Below are 15,566 nucleotides of genomic sequence, written 5' to 3'. Positions count from 1 at the left end.
AAAACCTAAATTGATGCCATGACTCCATGTTGGACTCTGGTGTGAATTTAGGTTTTTTTCTTTTCAGTTCAGTTGAATGAGAGCGAGGTGAGGAGACCATGCATATTTCAAAAGTGTTCAACAACAATGTCGTAGCCATCGATGCGAACGGTCAAGAGCAGGTCGTGATGGGACGTGGGATTGCGTTTCAAAAACGACCGGGCGATCAGATTGATCAGACACGAATCGAAAAAATCTTTACGCTCGAGAGTAAAGAGAGCTATGAGCGTTTCGTTCACTTTTTAAATGAAATGCCGACAGCTGAGATGGAAACGGTGAAGCAGATTGTCAGATTGGCCGAACAGCGATTGGACCAACCCATCCATGACTCACTATATGTGACGCTGGCTGACCACCTTCATTTTGCACTCAGTCGGTACCAAGATGGAATCCAAATTCGAAATCCTCTCGTTTGGGAAGTGAAACGATTTTATGCGCCAGAGTTCGCTATCGGGAAAGAAGCGGTTAACCTGATCAATGAGCGACATGAGGTCAAACTTGATGAGGACGAGGCAGTGGCAATCGCCTTACACCTCGTCAATGCGACGATGTCTGGTGTCAAAGGTGAAAACCTGCATCTTGTCACCGAGATGACGAGAGCTACGCAAGCGATTCTGACGATCATCACGTATCACTTTCAAATCGAATTGGACGAGGAATCATACGCTTATGCACGCTTTTTGACCCATCTAAAATATTTTGTGCAGCGTCTCGCATCTGGAGAGAAGGTCAAATCAACGGGTGACGAAACTTTGTTCCTGATGGTGAAGCAAAGATATCCAGAAGCATTTGAATGTGTCGAAAAGATCGCCGGGTTGATTGCGACGAAATATCATTACGATGTATCGATGGACGAACGGCTGTACATGATGATTCATATCGAAAACTTAATGAAAGAACGTCGATCCTAAGGATGGTTACTGATGATGCAGGCCAAACCTAAATGACTACACAATTTTTTGTGTGGTGATTTAGGTTTTTCTTTTTACCTAAAATGATGAGGAGTGAACAAAATGGAACAATATAAACAACTGGCAGAAACGATTGTGCAGCATGTCGGTGGTAAGGAGAACGTCAAGAGCGTCTTTCACTGTGCAACGCGGTTACGCTTCAAACTAAAGGATGAATCAAAAGCGAGTGCGGCGACATTGAAACAACAAGATGGCATCATCACCGTCGTTCAAAGTGGTGGACAGTTTCAAGTCGTAATCGGAAACAATGTACCATACGTCTACAAAGAGGTTGTCGAGGTTGGTGGTTTCCAGACAGCTTCGACCGATGATGAAGAAAAATCAGGAGTGTTCAACCGATTGATTGATGTGATCGCTGGAATCTTTACGCCAATTCTCGGACCAATGGCAGGTAGTGGTCTTTTGAAAGGATTGCTTGCGATTCTCGTTGCGCTCGGATTATTGACACAAGAGATGGGAACGTATGTCGTCTTAAATGCCGCAGCGGACGCACTGTTTTACTTCCTTCCGGTGATTTTGGGACATTCGGCCGCGAAGAAATTTGGTGGGAACCCGTATATTGGGATGATCATCGGGGGGGCGCTCGTTTATCCGTCGATTGTCGCGATACAAGGGGCTGGTGAGTCGTTAACGTTTCTCAATGTACCAGTCGTCTTGATGAGTTATGCGTCTTCGGTCATTCCGATTATCTTGGCGACATATGTGTCTTCAAAAATAGAGACATTCTTCAACCGTCATACACATGAGGCCGTCCGAAACTTCACGACGCCGATGATGGCATTGTTACTCGTTGTCCCGTTGACTTTTTTAGCCATTGGACCGGTCGCGACATATGCGAGTCAAGGATTGGCGAACGGATACTCGTTCTTATATGACTTGAGTCCGACAATCGCCATCGCATTCATCGGTGCGTTCTGGCAAGTGCTCGTCATGTTCGGACTTCACTGGGGACTCGTGCCGATCATCATCAACAACTTATCGGTTGTCGGTATGGATACGATCGTTGTCGGTGTATTGATGGCCACATTTGGTCAGGTCGGTGCTGTTTTAGCAATCACGTTAAAGGCGAAAAATCCAAAAGTGAAAGGGTTAGGGACTTCCTCGACCATTGCGGGTGTCTTCGGAATCACAGAACCGGCGATGTATGGATTAACGTTACCTCGCAAGAAGCCATTCGTTTTCGGGATGATTGGTGGAGCGGCAGGTGGTGTCATTGGAGGTCTGTTCGGTACAGCAGCCTATGCGATGGGAGGACTCGGAATCTTCAGTATCCCGGTCATGATTCCGGCAACTGGTGTCGATTTAGCCTTTTACGGCGCATTTATCGGAATGGCGGTAGCGGCAGTGGTTGCCCTCGCTTTGACGATGGTGTTCCACAAAGAAGAAGTGACAGTCGAGTCGCAGGAACAAGAGGTCGCCCAGTCTGTATCTGAGCAAGTAGGCTTTCCGGTCTCAGCTCCGTTAAAAGGGGAAGTCGTGTCGCTTGAAACGGTTCGTGATGAAGTGTTCTCGAGTGGGGCGATGGGGAAAGGGATTGCCATCATGCCTTCAGAAGGGGCAGTGTATGCCCCGTTTAATGGTGAAATTGTAACGGTCTATCCATCGAAACACGCAATTGGTCTTCGGTCTGATACCGGTGTTGAGGTGTTGATTCATATTGGGTTAGACACGGTCAAACTAAACGGAAAGTATTTTGAAACGCTTGTGACGGATGGACAGAAAGTGAGAGAAGGAGATTCGCTCGTCCGATTCGATATGGATGCCATCGCCCGGGAAGGGTATGACACGATCACGCCGATTATTGTCACGAATACCGATCATTATTTAGACGTATTACCAACTTACACAGGAGCGGTAGAAGCGAATCATGGCGTATTGCGCGTCATTGTATAACAAAGGAGGAGACAAGATGAAACAAGTATCAAGTGATTTTTTATGGGGCGGGGCCACTGCGGCCAATCAATTAGAAGGCGGTTATCAAGAAGGTGGGAAAGGTCTTTCGATTGCTGACGTGATGCCTGGTGGGAAACAGCGAATGAAAATCATTCATGACCCGACGTTTGATTTTGAATTACATGAGGAATATTTGTATCCGAACCATGAAGGGATTGATTTCTATCATCGCTATAAAGAAGATATCGCCTTCTTTAAAGAAATGGGATTCAAGACATTCCGCATGTCGATTGCCTGGTCACGAATCTTCCCGAACGGGGATGAAACGGAACCGAATGAGGAAGGTCTTCAATTCTACGATCGTGTCATCGATGAGTTGGTCGCACAAGGGATTGAACCACTTGTCACGATTTCACACTATGAGATGCCGCTACATCTTGCAAAACATTATGGGGGTTGGCGGGACCGCCGTCTCGTCACCTATTTTGAACGATATAGTCGCGTCTTATTCGAACGTTATCAAGGCAAGGTCAAGTATTGGTTGACATTTAACGAAATCAACGGGGCGCAATTCATGCCAATGCTCAGTCTAGGAATTGCGGTCCGAGACGAAGAAAACACATTACAACTGACGTATCAGGGACTTCATCACCAACTGGTTGCAAGTGCACTCGCGACGAAAGCGGCACGCGAGATTGATCCATCGATGCAAATTGGATGTATGCTCATCGCAGCTCCAGTTTATCCATACAGCTCGAACCCGGATGATGTTTGGTATGCACATGATGCGGAGCGGATGATGAATTTCTTCTGCGGAGACGTTCACGTACGCGGGAAGTATCCGAGCTTTGCGAAACGCTTCTTCCAAGAGAACGGCATTGAACTCGCCATGGAAGATGGCGACCTTGATATCCTCAAAGAGAATACCGTTGATTTCTTTTCACTCAGTTATTATATGTCGCGCACTGAAAAGGCTGAAAAAGGTGAAGATGAAGCGGAAGGAAATATTATGAGTGGGGTCAAAAATCCATACTTACAAGCGAGCGACTGGGGATGGGAGATTGATCCGACGGGACTTCGTGTCATTTTAAACAAATTATATGAACGTTATGAGCTTCCATTATTCATCGTTGAGAATGGATTAGGTGCATATGATCAAGTCGAGTCGGACGGAACGATTCATGATCACTACCGGATCGATTACTTGCGCGACCATTTAAAAGGGATGATGGATGCAATCGAAGATGGAGTCGAAGTGATGGGCTATACAAGTTGGGGCTGTATTGACTTGGTGAGTGCCTCAACAGGTGAGTACAGCAAACGGTACGGCTTCATTTACGTGGATCGACATGACGATGGTACCGGGACGTTAGAGCGAAAACGGAAAGAATCGTTCTTCTGGTACCAAGATGTGATTCGTTCACAAGGTGCGAGCTTATACGAAGAAGAATCAGTCAAATGAAAAAAGCGGCCTCGGCCGCTTTTTTCATGCTTTCGTGATTTTTCGCAATAAGATGATCGCGAGACTAATGCCCCCAGCAATCAACATATACATAATAATTTCCACCCATGTGCTCATTCGTCGTCTCCATCCGCAAAGATTGCGAGCTCCCCTTGTGGCATCGCGACCAACAGATAGGCGTCTCCACCAAGTGGTCTCGCGTCTCCTGCTTGCCAGCACTCAAAGTGTTCTTGGTATCCGTTGATGAATAGTAGAGAACCGGATTCGAATTGAAGTTCGAGATGCGGATGCTCGTCTCCGAGTCGTACGTGATGGATGCGTTCACGACGGAGTCGCATGAGTTGTTCGAGTTGTTCGCCTTCATCAAATGTGTCTTGTGTGGCATGGACATGCCAAGGTCCCTCGATGGAGATCCAAGATTCCAGTCCTTGGCGGCTGAAATAGAGGAGATGATGATTCGGGCCGGAACCGAAATCGATTCCTACAAAGGAAGAGGCGGTAAAGAGGTGATGCAAAATAGATGTCGCTTGTTCGTACTCCGTGGTAGACACACCGTCACCTCACTTTAAAGAGTTGTTATCATTATCATTTCACGTTACCACGCTAAAGTAAACGAATCTCACTCAAGCTAGAAAAGAAACTGTAGATGATTCGCAAAGTATAATCTTGATTCATTTCATATGTCTGTATACGAAAAAACGGACATTCACGTTGAACGTCCGTTTTTTCAAATCGCATTATGCTTCGACAAAGGCGGCGCCAATCACGCCCGCATCTCCTGACAATTGAGTGAGGCAGAGACGCGTTTTTCCACTAGCATGTGGATACATTTTATTCGAGACGGCTTCTTGTAATTCGTTCCAAAATAATGAGGCCGACAACATGACGCCGCCCCCTAATACAATGACATCAGGATCGACGGTATGAATGATGTTGGCTAATCCACTAGCTAATTCCTCGACGAAGTAATGGCGGTACTCCTCATCTAATAGTAGCGATGGGACAGTTGTATATCCTTTTTCACTTGCACGATTCATGAGTGCTGTTCCACTTGCCAGTGATTCGAGAGAGCCTCGATTCAATACGGGATGAACTGGTCCGTTCGAACGGATAATCATATTTCCGATTTCACCGGCACTGCCGTTCGCCCCTCGAATGATTTGATGTTTATAGACATAACCGCCACCGATTCCAGTGCTGACTGTTACATAAAAAACAGCATCGAATCCTTTTCCTGCCCCAAATTTGGCTTCTGCGAGAGCTGCCGCATTCGCATCGTTTTCAAGGGTGACAGAAAAGTCGAGGCGCTGTGTTAAAGGCTCAACGATTTTTTGATTGTGCCAATTCGGAAGGTTTGGAGGCGTTAAAAACATCCCTTGTTTCAAATCGAGTGGACCGGGAGCTACAATCCCGACATGCCGGATATCGAATTCAACATTGAATTGATGAATCGCAGTCTCAATAGATTGTAGTGCCTCTTCGAAAGGAAGTTGAGGCTGCGTGTTAAAGGTGAGTTGTTTCAGTACTTCACCTTTGAGTGAAACAGCCGCAATCCGAGTGTTCGTCCCTCCTAAATCAATCCCGATTCGAACAGCTTGTTTTTCATCGGAAGGAACACCAGTCACTAGACAAATCGCTTCTCCCTCAATCAAGAACGACTCATTGGCCGGGAGAAGGAGTGTACCTCCCGTAGGTATTTCCATCTCATCAATGATTAGTGTTCCTTGCACGACAGATAGTAACCGGAACGTGTCGGTCGAAATCTTTTCTTTCGCTGTAACATGCCATTTTTCCACGAAGAAGAATGGATTCTTCGTCAAACGTGTTCGAAAGTGATCGAGTTGACGGATTGGTTCACTATAGCCAAGGTGAGGGACGAAAGAAGCGAGAATGCCCTTCTCTACGTGAAGTTCACGTGGACGACCGGTCGTCACATCCAGTCGCTCGTAATCGTATAGACGATAGGTTGTGTCCGAACTTTGTTGAATTTCCAGTACGCATACCCCTTTTGTCAATGCATGGACCGTTCCAGCTGGGACATAGAAAAAATCACCGGTATGAATCGATTTTCGTATCAAGCCGTTTTCCAAATCGCCTGTTTCAAGCGCTTTGTTGAAGTCTTCTGAGGTGGCATAGGAGTGACCGTAAATGAGTGTCGCATTTGCTGGAGCATCGAGAATATACCAACATTCATTTTTTCCATATGATTCGTTTTCGAGTTGTTCCGCTAACGAATCATCCGGATGAACTTGAATAGACAAATCATCGTTCGCATCAATCCATTTAATCAGTAACGGAAACACGTCCGCTTTAATTTGAAACAACTCTGGATGTTGTTGATAGAGTTCACGCAAAGAAAGACCAACGTAAGGTCCGGAAACAACGGTTGAACTACCTTTTTCTAATGCAGAAGCCGTCCAAGCTTCACCAATCGAAGGGTCATTGAAATCGAAACCAAATTGCTTCAGACGCTCCCCTCCCCAAAGTCGCTGTTGATAGTGTGGCTTTAAAAGAATAGCGCTCATATCCTGTCCTCCCGTAAATTTAATATACACTTATGAATTTAAAAACTAAACAAAGTATAAATCAAGTATAGACATGAAATAAATCATGTGTATAATAAAACATGTAATCGATTTCAAATAAGGAGTGAGGACACATGAAGAAAATCTTATTAGCGTGTAGTTCAGGGATGTCGACGAGTTTACTCGTAACGAAGATGAAAGATCATGCCACATCAATCGGGGATGAGGCGAAGATTTGGGCAGTCGGTCAAGATCAGGTCGTAACCGAGATGGACGAGGCAGATGTGATTTTGATTGGTCCACAAATGCGTTTCTTGTTGGATAAATTGAAAGCGCAAACATCAACACCGATTGAAGTAATCGATATGATGGCATACGGCACGGCGAATGGAAAAGCTGCATACGAACAAGCGATGAAATTAATGGGGTGAACAACGTGGAACAGGTAGACGAGTTAACCTTGGAGCAAATGGCATTCATGATGATTTTGCACAGTGGCAATGCGAGAAGTACGATTCAGGAAGCGATTCAACTGTATAAAACGAGTTCTTATGAAACGTTCGAAGAAAAGATTGATGAGGCACGTGGACAATTGAAAGAAGCACATCAAACACACTTTTCACAAATCCAAAGAGAAGCGAATGGAGAAAAAACAGACGTCTCTTTATTGCTTCTTCATGCAGAGGACCATTTAATGTCTACGCAAACGATGCTTGATTTGACAGCGGGTTTGGTCGAAATGGTCGAACAAAAGATTGTAAATCCTAATCAAGAAGGGTGAATCATATGCCACAGGACAATAAGATGTTCAACATGATCAGTAAACTGCTCATGCCGATGGCGACCTATTTAAACAACAGTCGCTATTTACAAGTATTGCGAGATGCATTCATGCTCGCTTTCCCAATTACCATGTTTGGGTCAATCATCGTCGTCATTGCAAACCTGCCGTTCCTCGACCGTTTCATGTCCGAGAGTACACTCAGTGTATTTAAAACATCACTTGGGAACGCACCATCTGCAACGATGGGGATTATGTCTATCTTTGTCGTCTTCGGTATCGGGTATTATCTATCGAAAAGTTATCAAGTCGAGGCTGTCTTCGGAGGAGCGATTTCACTCGTGTCTTTCCTTCTCTTAACGCCTTTCTTGATTGAAGTGGACGGTATGTCAGAGGCAGTCGGGAATGTCCTTCCATTGGATCGCCTTGGAGCGAAAGGGATGTTCCTTGCGATGATTACAGGATTCCTGTCCGGTGAGATTTATCGATTTGTCGTTCAAAAGAACTGGACGATTAAGATGCCGGATGGAGTACCGCCAGCTGTTGCGAAATCATTCTCAGCACTTGTTCCTGCATTATTAACCTTGACTGTATTTTTAACATTCAACATCATCGTGACGAACTTATTCAATACGAATCTTCATGACGTCATTTTCAACGTCGTTCAGCAACCGCTTGTGACATTGGGGAATGGTCTCATTCCAACGTTGATCGCAATCTTCTTCGTTCAGCTATTTTGGTTCTTCGGACTCCACGGTCAGGTCATCGTCAACTCGGTGATGGACCCGATTTGGAACACATTATCTGTGGAAAACTTGACGGCTTATACCTCGACTGGAGATGTTCCGAACATTATCAGTAAACAGTTCATTGAAATTTACACGGTAGGGCTTGGTGGTTCCGGATCTACACTTGCTGTCGTCGTGGCCATCTTGTTGTTCTTGAAATCGAAACAGTTGAAACAAATCGGGAAACTATCCCTCGGGCCTGGACTATTCAACGTAAACGAGCCGGTCATCTTCGGACTTCCGATCGTTATGAACCCGCTCATCATGATTCCTTGGATTGTCGCACCGCTCGTGACGGTAACGGTCACATACTTCGCGATGTCGACAGGCTTAGTCCCACCACCAACGGGTGTCGCTGTTCCATGGACCGTCCCAATGATCCTGAGTGGCATGATGGCGACGAATTCGCTTGCCGGAGGTCTTCTTCAAATCGTGAACTTTTTCATTATTTTGGCGATTTGGTTCCCGTTCTTGAAATTTATCGACCGCATGAACTTGAAAAAAGAGTTAGAAGAATCAACAGATAAACAAGAAGCAGTGTAAACAAATAGAGAAAATAGAAATAAGGGAGAGATAAAAGATGACGAACCCGACACAAACACGAATGAAAGAGCAAAAGACCTATCAATTTCCGACAGACTTTTGGTGGGGGACGGCTTCTTCTGCTACACAGATGGAAGGTGCTGCTTTTGAAGGTGGAAAAGGATTGAACATCTGGGATTATTGGTACATGCAAGAGCCGAATCGCTTTTTCAATGGCGTGAGCGCAACAGAGGCCTCAAACTTCTATCATTTGTATGAAGAAGATATCGCATTGATGAAAGAACTCGGGCATAACACGTTCCGTTTCTCCATTTCATGGTCACGCCTTTTTCCACAAGGTGTCGGGGAAGTAAATGAAGAGGCAATCACATTTTATAACAATGTCATCAATTGCTTAATTGATAACGGTATCGAACCGTTCATCAATCTGTATCACTTTGATATGCCGATGGCGCTTCAAGAACAAGGTGGTTGGGAGTCACGGGAAGTCGTGGAGGCATATGTCACCTTTGCGAAGACATGCTTTGAGTTGTTTGGTGACCGCGTCGAGAAGTGGTTCACGCATAATGAACCGATTGTACCGGTAGAGGGTGGATATTTATATGATTTTCATTATCCAAACGTTGTTGATTTCAAGCGAGCTGTCCAAGTAGCGTACCACTCGATCTTATCGAGTGCGAAGGCAATCGAAGCGTATCGTGACATGGGACAATCAGGGCAAATTGGGATCATCTTAAATCTGACACCCTCATATCCGAGAAGTCAGCACCCAGCTGATTTGAGCGCAGCGCGCATTGCTGATGCGATGTTCAATCGCTCGTTCCTCGATCCATCTGTTTTAGGCACGTTCCCTCAAGAATTAGTAGAGGTGTTGAAGTCTGAAGATGCGATGCCACAGATAGAAACAGGCGATCTTGAACTCATTCGAGAACATACAGTAGACCTGCTTGGCATCAACTATTACCAGCCGCGTCGCGTGAAAGCAAAAGCATCACTGCCGAATCCGGACGCACCATTCTTACCGGAAAACTTATTTGATTTTTATGAGATGCCTGGACGTAAAATGAATCCTTATCGTGGATGGGAAATTTACGAAAAAGGAATCTATGATATATTAATCAATCTAAAAGAAAACTATGGTAATATTCCTTGCTTCATTTCAGAGAATGGAATGGGTGTCGAGGGTGAAGAGCGTTATCGTGACGAGAACGGAAGTGTCCAAGACGATTATCGAATTGATTTCATTCGCGAACATCTGAAATGGATGCATCAAGCGATTGAAGAGGGTTCAAACGTGAAAGGCTACCATCTTTGGACGTTCATGGACAATTGGTCATGGAGCAATGCTTATAAAAATCGCTATGGATTTGTAGGCATTGACTTAGATACACAACAACGTACTGTAAAAAAATCAGGGCACTGGTTTAAACAGTTGATTGACGCTAATGGTTTTACAGAATAATGAAGTAAGCTGACAAAGACTACTCTTTGTCAGCTTTTTTTGATATATTGTACATATATGTCTATACATGAGGTGCTATATGTCTACTAAGAAAAAACCGAAATATGAAACCATTGCTGATGAAATTCGTAAAAGAATTATTGAACACGTTTATCCGCTAGAACATGCATTACCTGATGAAATCCATTTGGCCCAAGAGTTTGGGGTGAGCAGAATGACGATGAAACGTGCGCTTGAGATTCTCGTCATGGAAGGGCTGATTTATCGTAAACGTGGTAAAGGAACATTCATTTTACAGTCGAGCTTCCAAAAAGATCGCATCAACGTGATTAGCAAAGAAACGAGAGGGCTGACTCAAGTAATCGGAGATCGCTCGTTACGAAGTGAAGTCCTGAATTTTGAGGTGAAGTTTCCGTGTCAGGAAGTCGCCAATCATCTCATGATTGAGCTGACAGAACCAGTCTATGAAATACGTCGTGTGCGTTACGTAGACGATGAGCCGTATGTCATCGAATTGACGTACATGGTTGCTAACCTCATTACAGGAATCACGCGTGAAATTTTGGAAAAATCCGTGTACGCGTATATTCAAGAAGATCTGGGTTATACGATTACAAGCTCGCATAAAGTGATTCGAGCAGATAAACCGGATGAGTACGATCAAGCTTACTTGAAGAATGATATCACTGAACCGATTATCGAAGTCGAGCAAGTGGTCTATTTAAGTAACGGGAAACCGTTCGAGTATTCGTTTGCCCGTCATCGATACGATAAATTTGTGTTTTCATCGGTCAATATTGTGAAATAAAAGTCGCCGCGATGGCGACTTTTTCGTAAGGAGGACCCATCGTGGATGTGAAAATTGAACAGGCAGGATACGAGATAAACGAGCCCATCATCCAAGACATCTCGTTTGATGTGCGATCAGGTGAGATTTTAGGAGTGATTGGGTCGAATGGTGCGGGAAAAACGACCACCATCGCCTGTCTTACCGGAACGATTCCTTGGATGAAGGGAACGGTCGAGATGGAACGCTATGCATATATCCCGGAACAACCGGTCTACTATGATTATTTGACACTATCTGAACATATCGCGCTCGTCCAAGAATTGACGGGCGTGGATTCGACAGAAAAGACAGAGGCGTTGCTGCAGCTTTTCCGACTAGAATATGTGACAGACCGCTATCTTTCTTCATTTTCAAAAGGGATGAAACAGAAAGCGATGATTTTATTGGCGCTCATCCAAGAAGCGCATGTATTGATTGTCGATGAACCGTTTATCGGGTTGGATGCAACGACGACGATTCAGCTACTTCGACTGTTAGAAGCGGAGCGCATGAGGGGAGCCGCTGTCTTACTAGTCACACACGTTCTTGATACGGCGGAGCGGTTGTGTGACCGGTTCGTATGGATTGATGACGGACAACTGCTGGCGAGTGGGACGAAAGCAGAGATTCGGGAAGCGCTCGAAACAGAGGGGATGACCTTGTTCGATATGATGGAAGATGTGGCGCTCCGATGATTGCGAAACGACTATTTTGGATGCGTGTCTCCCGTTATATGAAGCAACAGTGGAAGACAGTCCGATTGATTGTCGATTGGACGATTTTTTTATATGGGGTAGTTCCTCTGCTCATATGGGCAGGCTATTCCTACTGGCTCGTATGGGAAGGGAATATCGATTGGTTGCGTGATGTACCTTACCTGTTATGGGCAATCCTGTTCGGGTGGGTGATGTGGCAGGATCGTATTTTTGTCTGGGTGGAGCGCGCCGACATCATCCTCGTGTCTGACCGGAGCATGATTCGGCAGTTAAAATGGTATTCTGTTTCATATCATCTCGTTCAACATGTCATTCAATACGGATTCTATCTTTCATTGATTGCGCCGATTCTTCACATGAAGGGAAGAAGTGCTGTCGAGATTCTCGCATTCGGAGCCGCGTTTCTCCTGCTTGCTTGGTGTCATGCGTGGATTCAATATCAGCTTCGCCTCCGACATGCCCACCTTACGAAGCGATTCTTGATCATACTCCTTGCTTTCGTAGGCGCGTATGCGCTATTGATTGAGTCGGTGTTACTCGGTGTATTGATTGGAAGCGTGATGGTCACCTTTGCGTTATACGTCGGGGAAGGATGGGTATCGAGACATCCGAATATCGGTCGCGAGATTGAGATCGGGGAACGTGAACGTGCCTCGTTCGACCGTATGCTACTGACAACCTCAGGTGCCATCGAAAAGACGAGTGAGCGAAAACGTCCCTTGTATCGACCGAGACCGAATCGCTTTGGAACCGTCAGACGGACGATGGCACTCCTTATGTACTTTAGAACGCCGAGTCATCGGAATTTATGGTTTCGACTCATTCCGCTCGGGGTCACGAGCGTGATTCTCCTTCCGAGCTGGTTCAAAGTGTTGGTTCCGATTTATCTATTGTATGTCGCCTATCAGGAGCATACGTCGTTCACGAGGGAGATGGAGCGGCATCCATTCTTCCAATCCATTCAAGAAAGAGGTTCATCATGAACGAACAGCAATATGAGCACCTATTACACATCCAGACGGCTAAACCTCAGCAGGGATTCCCGTCGTCGGCGGAATATCACCGTTATGAACCGACTCCTTACGAAGCGCTCGATTTGCTTCGAGATGCGTATCCGCTAGAGTCCACAGATACCATCGTGGATTTCGGTTCGGGCAAGGGGCGTCTGCCGTTCTATTTGGCGTATACGTTTCGTGTGCGGGCAATTGGTGTCGAGATGGACGGTGGGTTCCACGAAGAGGCGCTTCAAAATTTAGTGAGTTATACGAAGAAACACCGGACCCGAGGAAGTGTTCAATTGGAACAGGGGCTCGCGGAGGAATTTACGATTCCATCGGATGCGAATCGGTTCTACTTCTTTAATCCGTTCTCGGTAAACATCTTTCGACAAGTGATTGCCAACATCATCGAATCTGTTGAGACATCCCCCCGTCCGGTCGATGTGATCTTGTATTACCCGGCAGATGCGTATCTCCATTATTTGAACGACGAAACGCCTTTTCACTATGTACAGTCCGTTCGACTGCCCCTCAAGAATCTTCATGAGCGATTTTTGATTTATCGTTTTGATATGATGGAATCATCTTGGTGATGGAGGAGTGAGCACGATGAAAAAGAAAGACATTTTAGAGGCGTATCGTTGGCGTCAAGCGACGAAAGCATTCGATGCGGATCGTAAAATCAAAGAAGAGGACATGGAGTTCATTTTAGAGACAGGACGTCTTTCCCCGAGTTCGTTCGGGTTTGAGCCGTGGCAGTTTGTCGTGGTCCGTCGGGAAGATTTACTCCAAAAAATTAAAGATCACGCATGGGGAGCGCAAGGTCAGGCTTTGACCGCGAGTCACTTCGTGTTAATTCTCGCAAGAACACCGAAAGCGATGCGTTACGATGCGGACTATATTCGTCATATCGTGACGGGCGTACAAGGTCGCACGGAAGAAGAATACGCACAACGCGTGAAACGAGTACAGGAGTTTCAAGAGAACGATTATCGTCTATTAGACGATGAGCGCGTCTTCCAAGAATGGATCAAGCGTCAGACATATATCCCACTTGGGAACATGATGACGGCGGCCGCACAAATCGAGATTGATTCATGCCCGATTGAAGGGTTCAATCAAGAGGAAATCGATGAGTTGCTCATCTCAGAAGGTGTCATGGAACGAGGCGAATGGTCGCTTTCGGTTATGGTCGCATTTGGGTACCGGGCGCGCGATTTTGCCCCGAAAACACGTCGTGACTTTAACGAAGTCGTCAAATATATCGGATGAAAAAAAGGGTACATCGCCTCGGCGATGTACCCTTTTGAATTATTTCCAGTCTGTGATGCGGTCGACTGGGAAGCGTACTGATGGATATCCTTCTTCTGCTGCTTTTCCGATTGAGAGAAGCATGACTGGAAGGTAACGTTCTTTGTCGAGGCCGAACGCTTCCGCGATGTTCGCTTTATCGTATCCGCCGATTGGGTTTGTGTCGTAACCATGAGCACGTGCGACGAGCATGAGTTGCATCGCAACGAGACCTGAATCAAGCATGATGCTGTCTTTAATCATTTCTTTCGGTGCGTCTTTGAAGATGCCTTTGATCATGTCGACTTGACGGTCACGGACCTCAGCCGGCATCATCCCGCGTTCTACCGCTGTATCGAAAATCTCTTCTGTGTAGTCTGCCATTTGATAGTCAGCGAAGAGTGCGATGACCGCTGAAGACGTTTCGACTTGGCGTTTGTTGAAGCTTGCGAGTGGAAGGAGTGTTTCTTTTCCTTCTGCGCTATCGATGACGACGAAGCGCCATGGTTGTAGGTTAAGTGATGAAGGTGCTGTCGTCGCCTCTTCAAGAATTTGTGTCATTTCTTCTTTTGAGATTTTGACGTTCTCATCGTATACACGAATCGAACGGCGTCCTTTGACAATCTCCATAAAGTCTTTTTGTGTAGCAGTGTTCATATTGTTGTCTTCCTTTCATGGTCAATTGTATCTTGTAACATCGTCAAAGATGTTAATAACTGTTGTTGATCCTCTACCTTCATGTTGACAAAAAGTCGGTCCGTTAAGCACTCTTTTTGCTCAGTCCAATGTGCAATTTGTTCACGACCATCGTCTGTCAACTCGACATAGATGACACGGTTGTCCTGTTCACAACGTCTACGCGTGATAAGTCCTTGTGTCTCTAGCTGTTTCAGGTGTCGGGTGATAGCCGCATGATCGACATCAACGCGTTGTTGCAATTCACGTTGCCGCAATGGACCGACGTGATACAGGTTGCTTAAAATGTCATAGCGACTTAAGCTGAGCCCGTTCATTTCGGAGTCGAATAATTGCCCCAATTCTTTTTGTACGGTGATGATGTGATAGAGAATTTGATCACGAAGCGAGCAAGAATCTCGCATGCACATCGCCTCCTCAAATCATTGATGACTCAATCATTGATGGGTCACACAATGTATAGTAAACCCATCTTGAGGAGATTTCAAATAAAAAGTTTTAAGAAATGGGTTGTCAAACTGTTATATAATAGTCTATATTGTAATCAACTGATATATAACAATGATTAAGGAG

Annotated in this window: 16 protein-coding genes; 12 read left to right on the top strand and 4 right to left on the bottom strand. The window is 45.5% G+C overall.

Annotated elements, in window-relative coordinates; translation table 11 throughout:
- The first annotated feature begins 98 nt into the window (after positions 1 to 98).
- The 3 genes from licT (at position 99) to KNO91_RS11360 (ending at position 4,365) form a co-directional block, all read left to right on the top strand.
- Positions 99 to 950 (top strand): BglG family transcription antiterminator LicT, encoded by an 852-nt coding sequence (licT, locus tag KNO91_RS11370; RefSeq protein WP_214818013.1) that lies wholly within the window; start codon positions 99 to 101, stop codon positions 948 to 950.
- 102 nt (positions 951 to 1,052) lie between these two features.
- Complete coding sequence (locus KNO91_RS11365) at positions 1,053 to 2,903, top strand: beta-glucoside-specific PTS transporter subunit IIABC (RefSeq protein WP_214818010.1); 1,851 nt, start codon at positions 1,053 to 1,055, stop codon at positions 2,901 to 2,903.
- 16 nt (positions 2,904 to 2,919) lie between these two features.
- The gene (locus tag KNO91_RS11360; protein WP_214818007.1) at positions 2,920 to 4,365 is read left to right on the top strand and encodes a glycoside hydrolase family 1 protein; all 1,446 of its coding nucleotides are present in this window, start codon (positions 2,920 to 2,922) and stop codon (positions 4,363 to 4,365) included.
- A gap of 113 nt (positions 4,366 to 4,478) precedes the next feature.
- Here KNO91_RS11360 and KNO91_RS11355 read toward each other — a convergent pair whose 3' ends face one another.
- Together KNO91_RS11355 and KNO91_RS11350 are read right to left on the bottom strand one after the other, a co-directional pair.
- Positions 4,479 to 4,916, bottom strand: a complete 438-nt coding sequence (locus KNO91_RS11355; RefSeq protein WP_214795977.1) for a hypothetical protein — start codon at positions 4,914 to 4,916, stop codon at positions 4,479 to 4,481.
- 186 nt (positions 4,917 to 5,102) lie between these two features.
- Positions 5,103 to 6,890 (bottom strand): type I phosphomannose isomerase catalytic subunit, encoded by a 1,788-nt coding sequence (locus KNO91_RS11350; RefSeq protein WP_214818004.1) that lies wholly within the window; start codon positions 6,888 to 6,890, stop codon positions 5,103 to 5,105.
- Between the two features lie 134 nt (positions 6,891 to 7,024).
- On the opposite strand from KNO91_RS11350, the gene KNO91_RS11345 reads away from it, so the two are divergent.
- The 9 genes from KNO91_RS11345 (at position 7,025) to KNO91_RS11305 (ending at position 14,279) form a co-directional block, all read left to right on the top strand.
- Positions 7,025 to 7,321 carry a PTS sugar transporter subunit IIB gene (locus KNO91_RS11345; RefSeq protein WP_015880368.1) on the top strand — a complete coding sequence of 99 codons (297 nt, stop codon included), beginning with the start codon at positions 7,025 to 7,027 and terminating at the stop codon, positions 7,319 to 7,321.
- A 5-nt stretch (positions 7,322 to 7,326) separates the two neighbouring features.
- The gene (locus KNO91_RS11340; protein ID WP_041917964.1) at positions 7,327 to 7,671 is read left to right on the top strand and encodes a PTS sugar transporter subunit IIA; all 345 of its coding nucleotides are present in this window, start codon (positions 7,327 to 7,329) and stop codon (positions 7,669 to 7,671) included.
- 23 nt (positions 7,672 to 7,694) lie between these two features.
- Positions 7,695 to 9,002, top strand: coding sequence for a PTS cellobiose transporter subunit IIC (gene celB / locus KNO91_RS11335; protein WP_214796193.1), 1,308 nt, complete (start codon positions 7,695 to 7,697; stop codon positions 9,000 to 9,002).
- Positions 9,003 to 9,039: 37 nt separating this feature from the next.
- Complete coding sequence (locus KNO91_RS11330) at positions 9,040 to 10,464, top strand: glycoside hydrolase family 1 protein (RefSeq protein ID WP_371816664.1); 1,425 nt, start codon at positions 9,040 to 9,042, stop codon at positions 10,462 to 10,464.
- Between the two features lie 79 nt (positions 10,465 to 10,543).
- A complete protein-coding gene (locus KNO91_RS11325) occupies positions 10,544 to 11,272 on the top strand; it encodes a GntR family transcriptional regulator (protein ID WP_074035076.1) in 729 nt (242 codons plus the stop codon).
- 41 nt (positions 11,273 to 11,313) lie between these two features.
- Positions 11,314 to 11,988: an ABC transporter ATP-binding protein gene (locus tag KNO91_RS11320; RefSeq protein ID WP_214818001.1), complete on the top strand. Its 675-nt coding sequence runs from the start codon at positions 11,314 to 11,316 to the stop codon at positions 11,986 to 11,988.
- Complete coding sequence (locus tag KNO91_RS11315; protein WP_256441833.1) at positions 11,985 to 12,992, top strand: ABC transporter permease; 1,008 nt, start codon at positions 11,985 to 11,987, stop codon at positions 12,990 to 12,992. Before KNO91_RS11320 ends, KNO91_RS11315 begins: the two co-directional genes overlap by 4 nt.
- On the top strand, positions 12,989 to 13,600 hold the full coding sequence (locus KNO91_RS11310; RefSeq protein WP_214817996.1) for an SAM-dependent methyltransferase: 612 nt from the start codon (positions 12,989 to 12,991) through the stop codon (positions 13,598 to 13,600). The genes KNO91_RS11315 and KNO91_RS11310 overlap by 4 nt, the downstream gene beginning before the upstream one ends.
- A 16-nt stretch (positions 13,601 to 13,616) precedes the next feature.
- Entirely contained in the window at positions 13,617 to 14,279 is a 663-nt protein-coding gene (locus KNO91_RS11305; protein WP_015880376.1) for an NAD(P)H-dependent oxidoreductase, read from the top strand.
- Positions 14,280 to 14,318: 39 nt separating this feature from the next.
- On the opposite strand, the gene KNO91_RS11300 is transcribed toward KNO91_RS11305, so the two are convergent.
- Complete coding sequence (locus KNO91_RS11300) at positions 14,319 to 14,954, bottom strand: nitroreductase family protein (protein ID WP_015880377.1); 636 nt, start codon at positions 14,952 to 14,954, stop codon at positions 14,319 to 14,321.
- On the bottom strand, positions 14,951 to 15,397 hold the full coding sequence (locus KNO91_RS11295) for a MarR family winged helix-turn-helix transcriptional regulator (protein ID WP_214795985.1): 447 nt from the start codon (positions 15,395 to 15,397) through the stop codon (positions 14,951 to 14,953). The genes KNO91_RS11300 and KNO91_RS11295 overlap by 4 nt, the downstream gene beginning before the upstream one ends.
- Between the last annotated feature and the right edge of the window lie 169 nt (positions 15,398 to 15,566).

This window comes from Exiguobacterium sp. s59 (assembly GCF_018617475.1).
GTDB classification, from domain to species: Bacteria; Bacillota; Bacilli; order Exiguobacteriales; family Exiguobacteriaceae; genus Exiguobacterium; species Exiguobacterium aestuarii.
The sequence above is the reverse complement of the archived record's forward strand: the minus strand, read 5'-3'. Positions and strand labels throughout refer to the sequence as shown.

Excerpts from the sequence above, each read along its gene's own strand:
- licT (WP_214818013.1), top strand. The coding sequence starts at position 99 with ATGCATATTTCAAAAGTGTTCAACAACAATGTCGTAGCCATCGATGCG.
- KNO91_RS11365 (WP_214818010.1), top strand. The coding sequence starts at position 1,053 with ATGGAACAATATAAACAACTGGCAGAAACGATTGTGCAGCATGTCGGT.
- KNO91_RS11360 (WP_214818007.1), top strand. The coding sequence starts at position 2,920 with ATGAAACAAGTATCAAGTGATTTTTTATGGGGCGGGGCCACTGCGGCC.
- KNO91_RS11350 (WP_214818004.1), bottom strand. The coding sequence starts at position 6,890 with ATGAGCGCTATTCTTTTAAAGCCACACTATCAACAGCGACTTTGGGGA.
- KNO91_RS11345 (WP_015880368.1), top strand. The coding sequence starts at position 7,025 with ATGAAGAAAATCTTATTAGCGTGTAGTTCAGGGATGTCGACGAGTTTA.
- celB (WP_214796193.1), top strand. The coding sequence starts at position 7,695 with ATGTTCAACATGATCAGTAAACTGCTCATGCCGATGGCGACCTATTTA.
- KNO91_RS11330 (WP_371816664.1), top strand. The coding sequence starts at position 9,040 with ATGACGAACCCGACACAAACACGAATGAAAGAGCAAAAGACCTATCAA.
- KNO91_RS11325 (WP_074035076.1), top strand. The coding sequence starts at position 10,544 with ATGTCTACTAAGAAAAAACCGAAATATGAAACCATTGCTGATGAAATT.
- KNO91_RS11315 (WP_256441833.1), top strand. The coding sequence starts at position 11,985 with ATGATTGCGAAACGACTATTTTGGATGCGTGTCTCCCGTTATATGAAG.
- KNO91_RS11310 (WP_214817996.1), top strand. The coding sequence starts at position 12,989 with ATGAACGAACAGCAATATGAGCACCTATTACACATCCAGACGGCTAAA.
- KNO91_RS11305 (WP_015880376.1), top strand. The coding sequence starts at position 13,617 with ATGAAAAAGAAAGACATTTTAGAGGCGTATCGTTGGCGTCAAGCGACG.
- KNO91_RS11300 (WP_015880377.1), bottom strand. The coding sequence starts at position 14,954 with ATGAACACTGCTACACAAAAAGACTTTATGGAGATTGTCAAAGGACGC.
- KNO91_RS11295 (WP_214795985.1), bottom strand. The coding sequence starts at position 15,397 with ATGCGAGATTCTTGCTCGCTTCGTGATCAAATTCTCTATCACATCATC.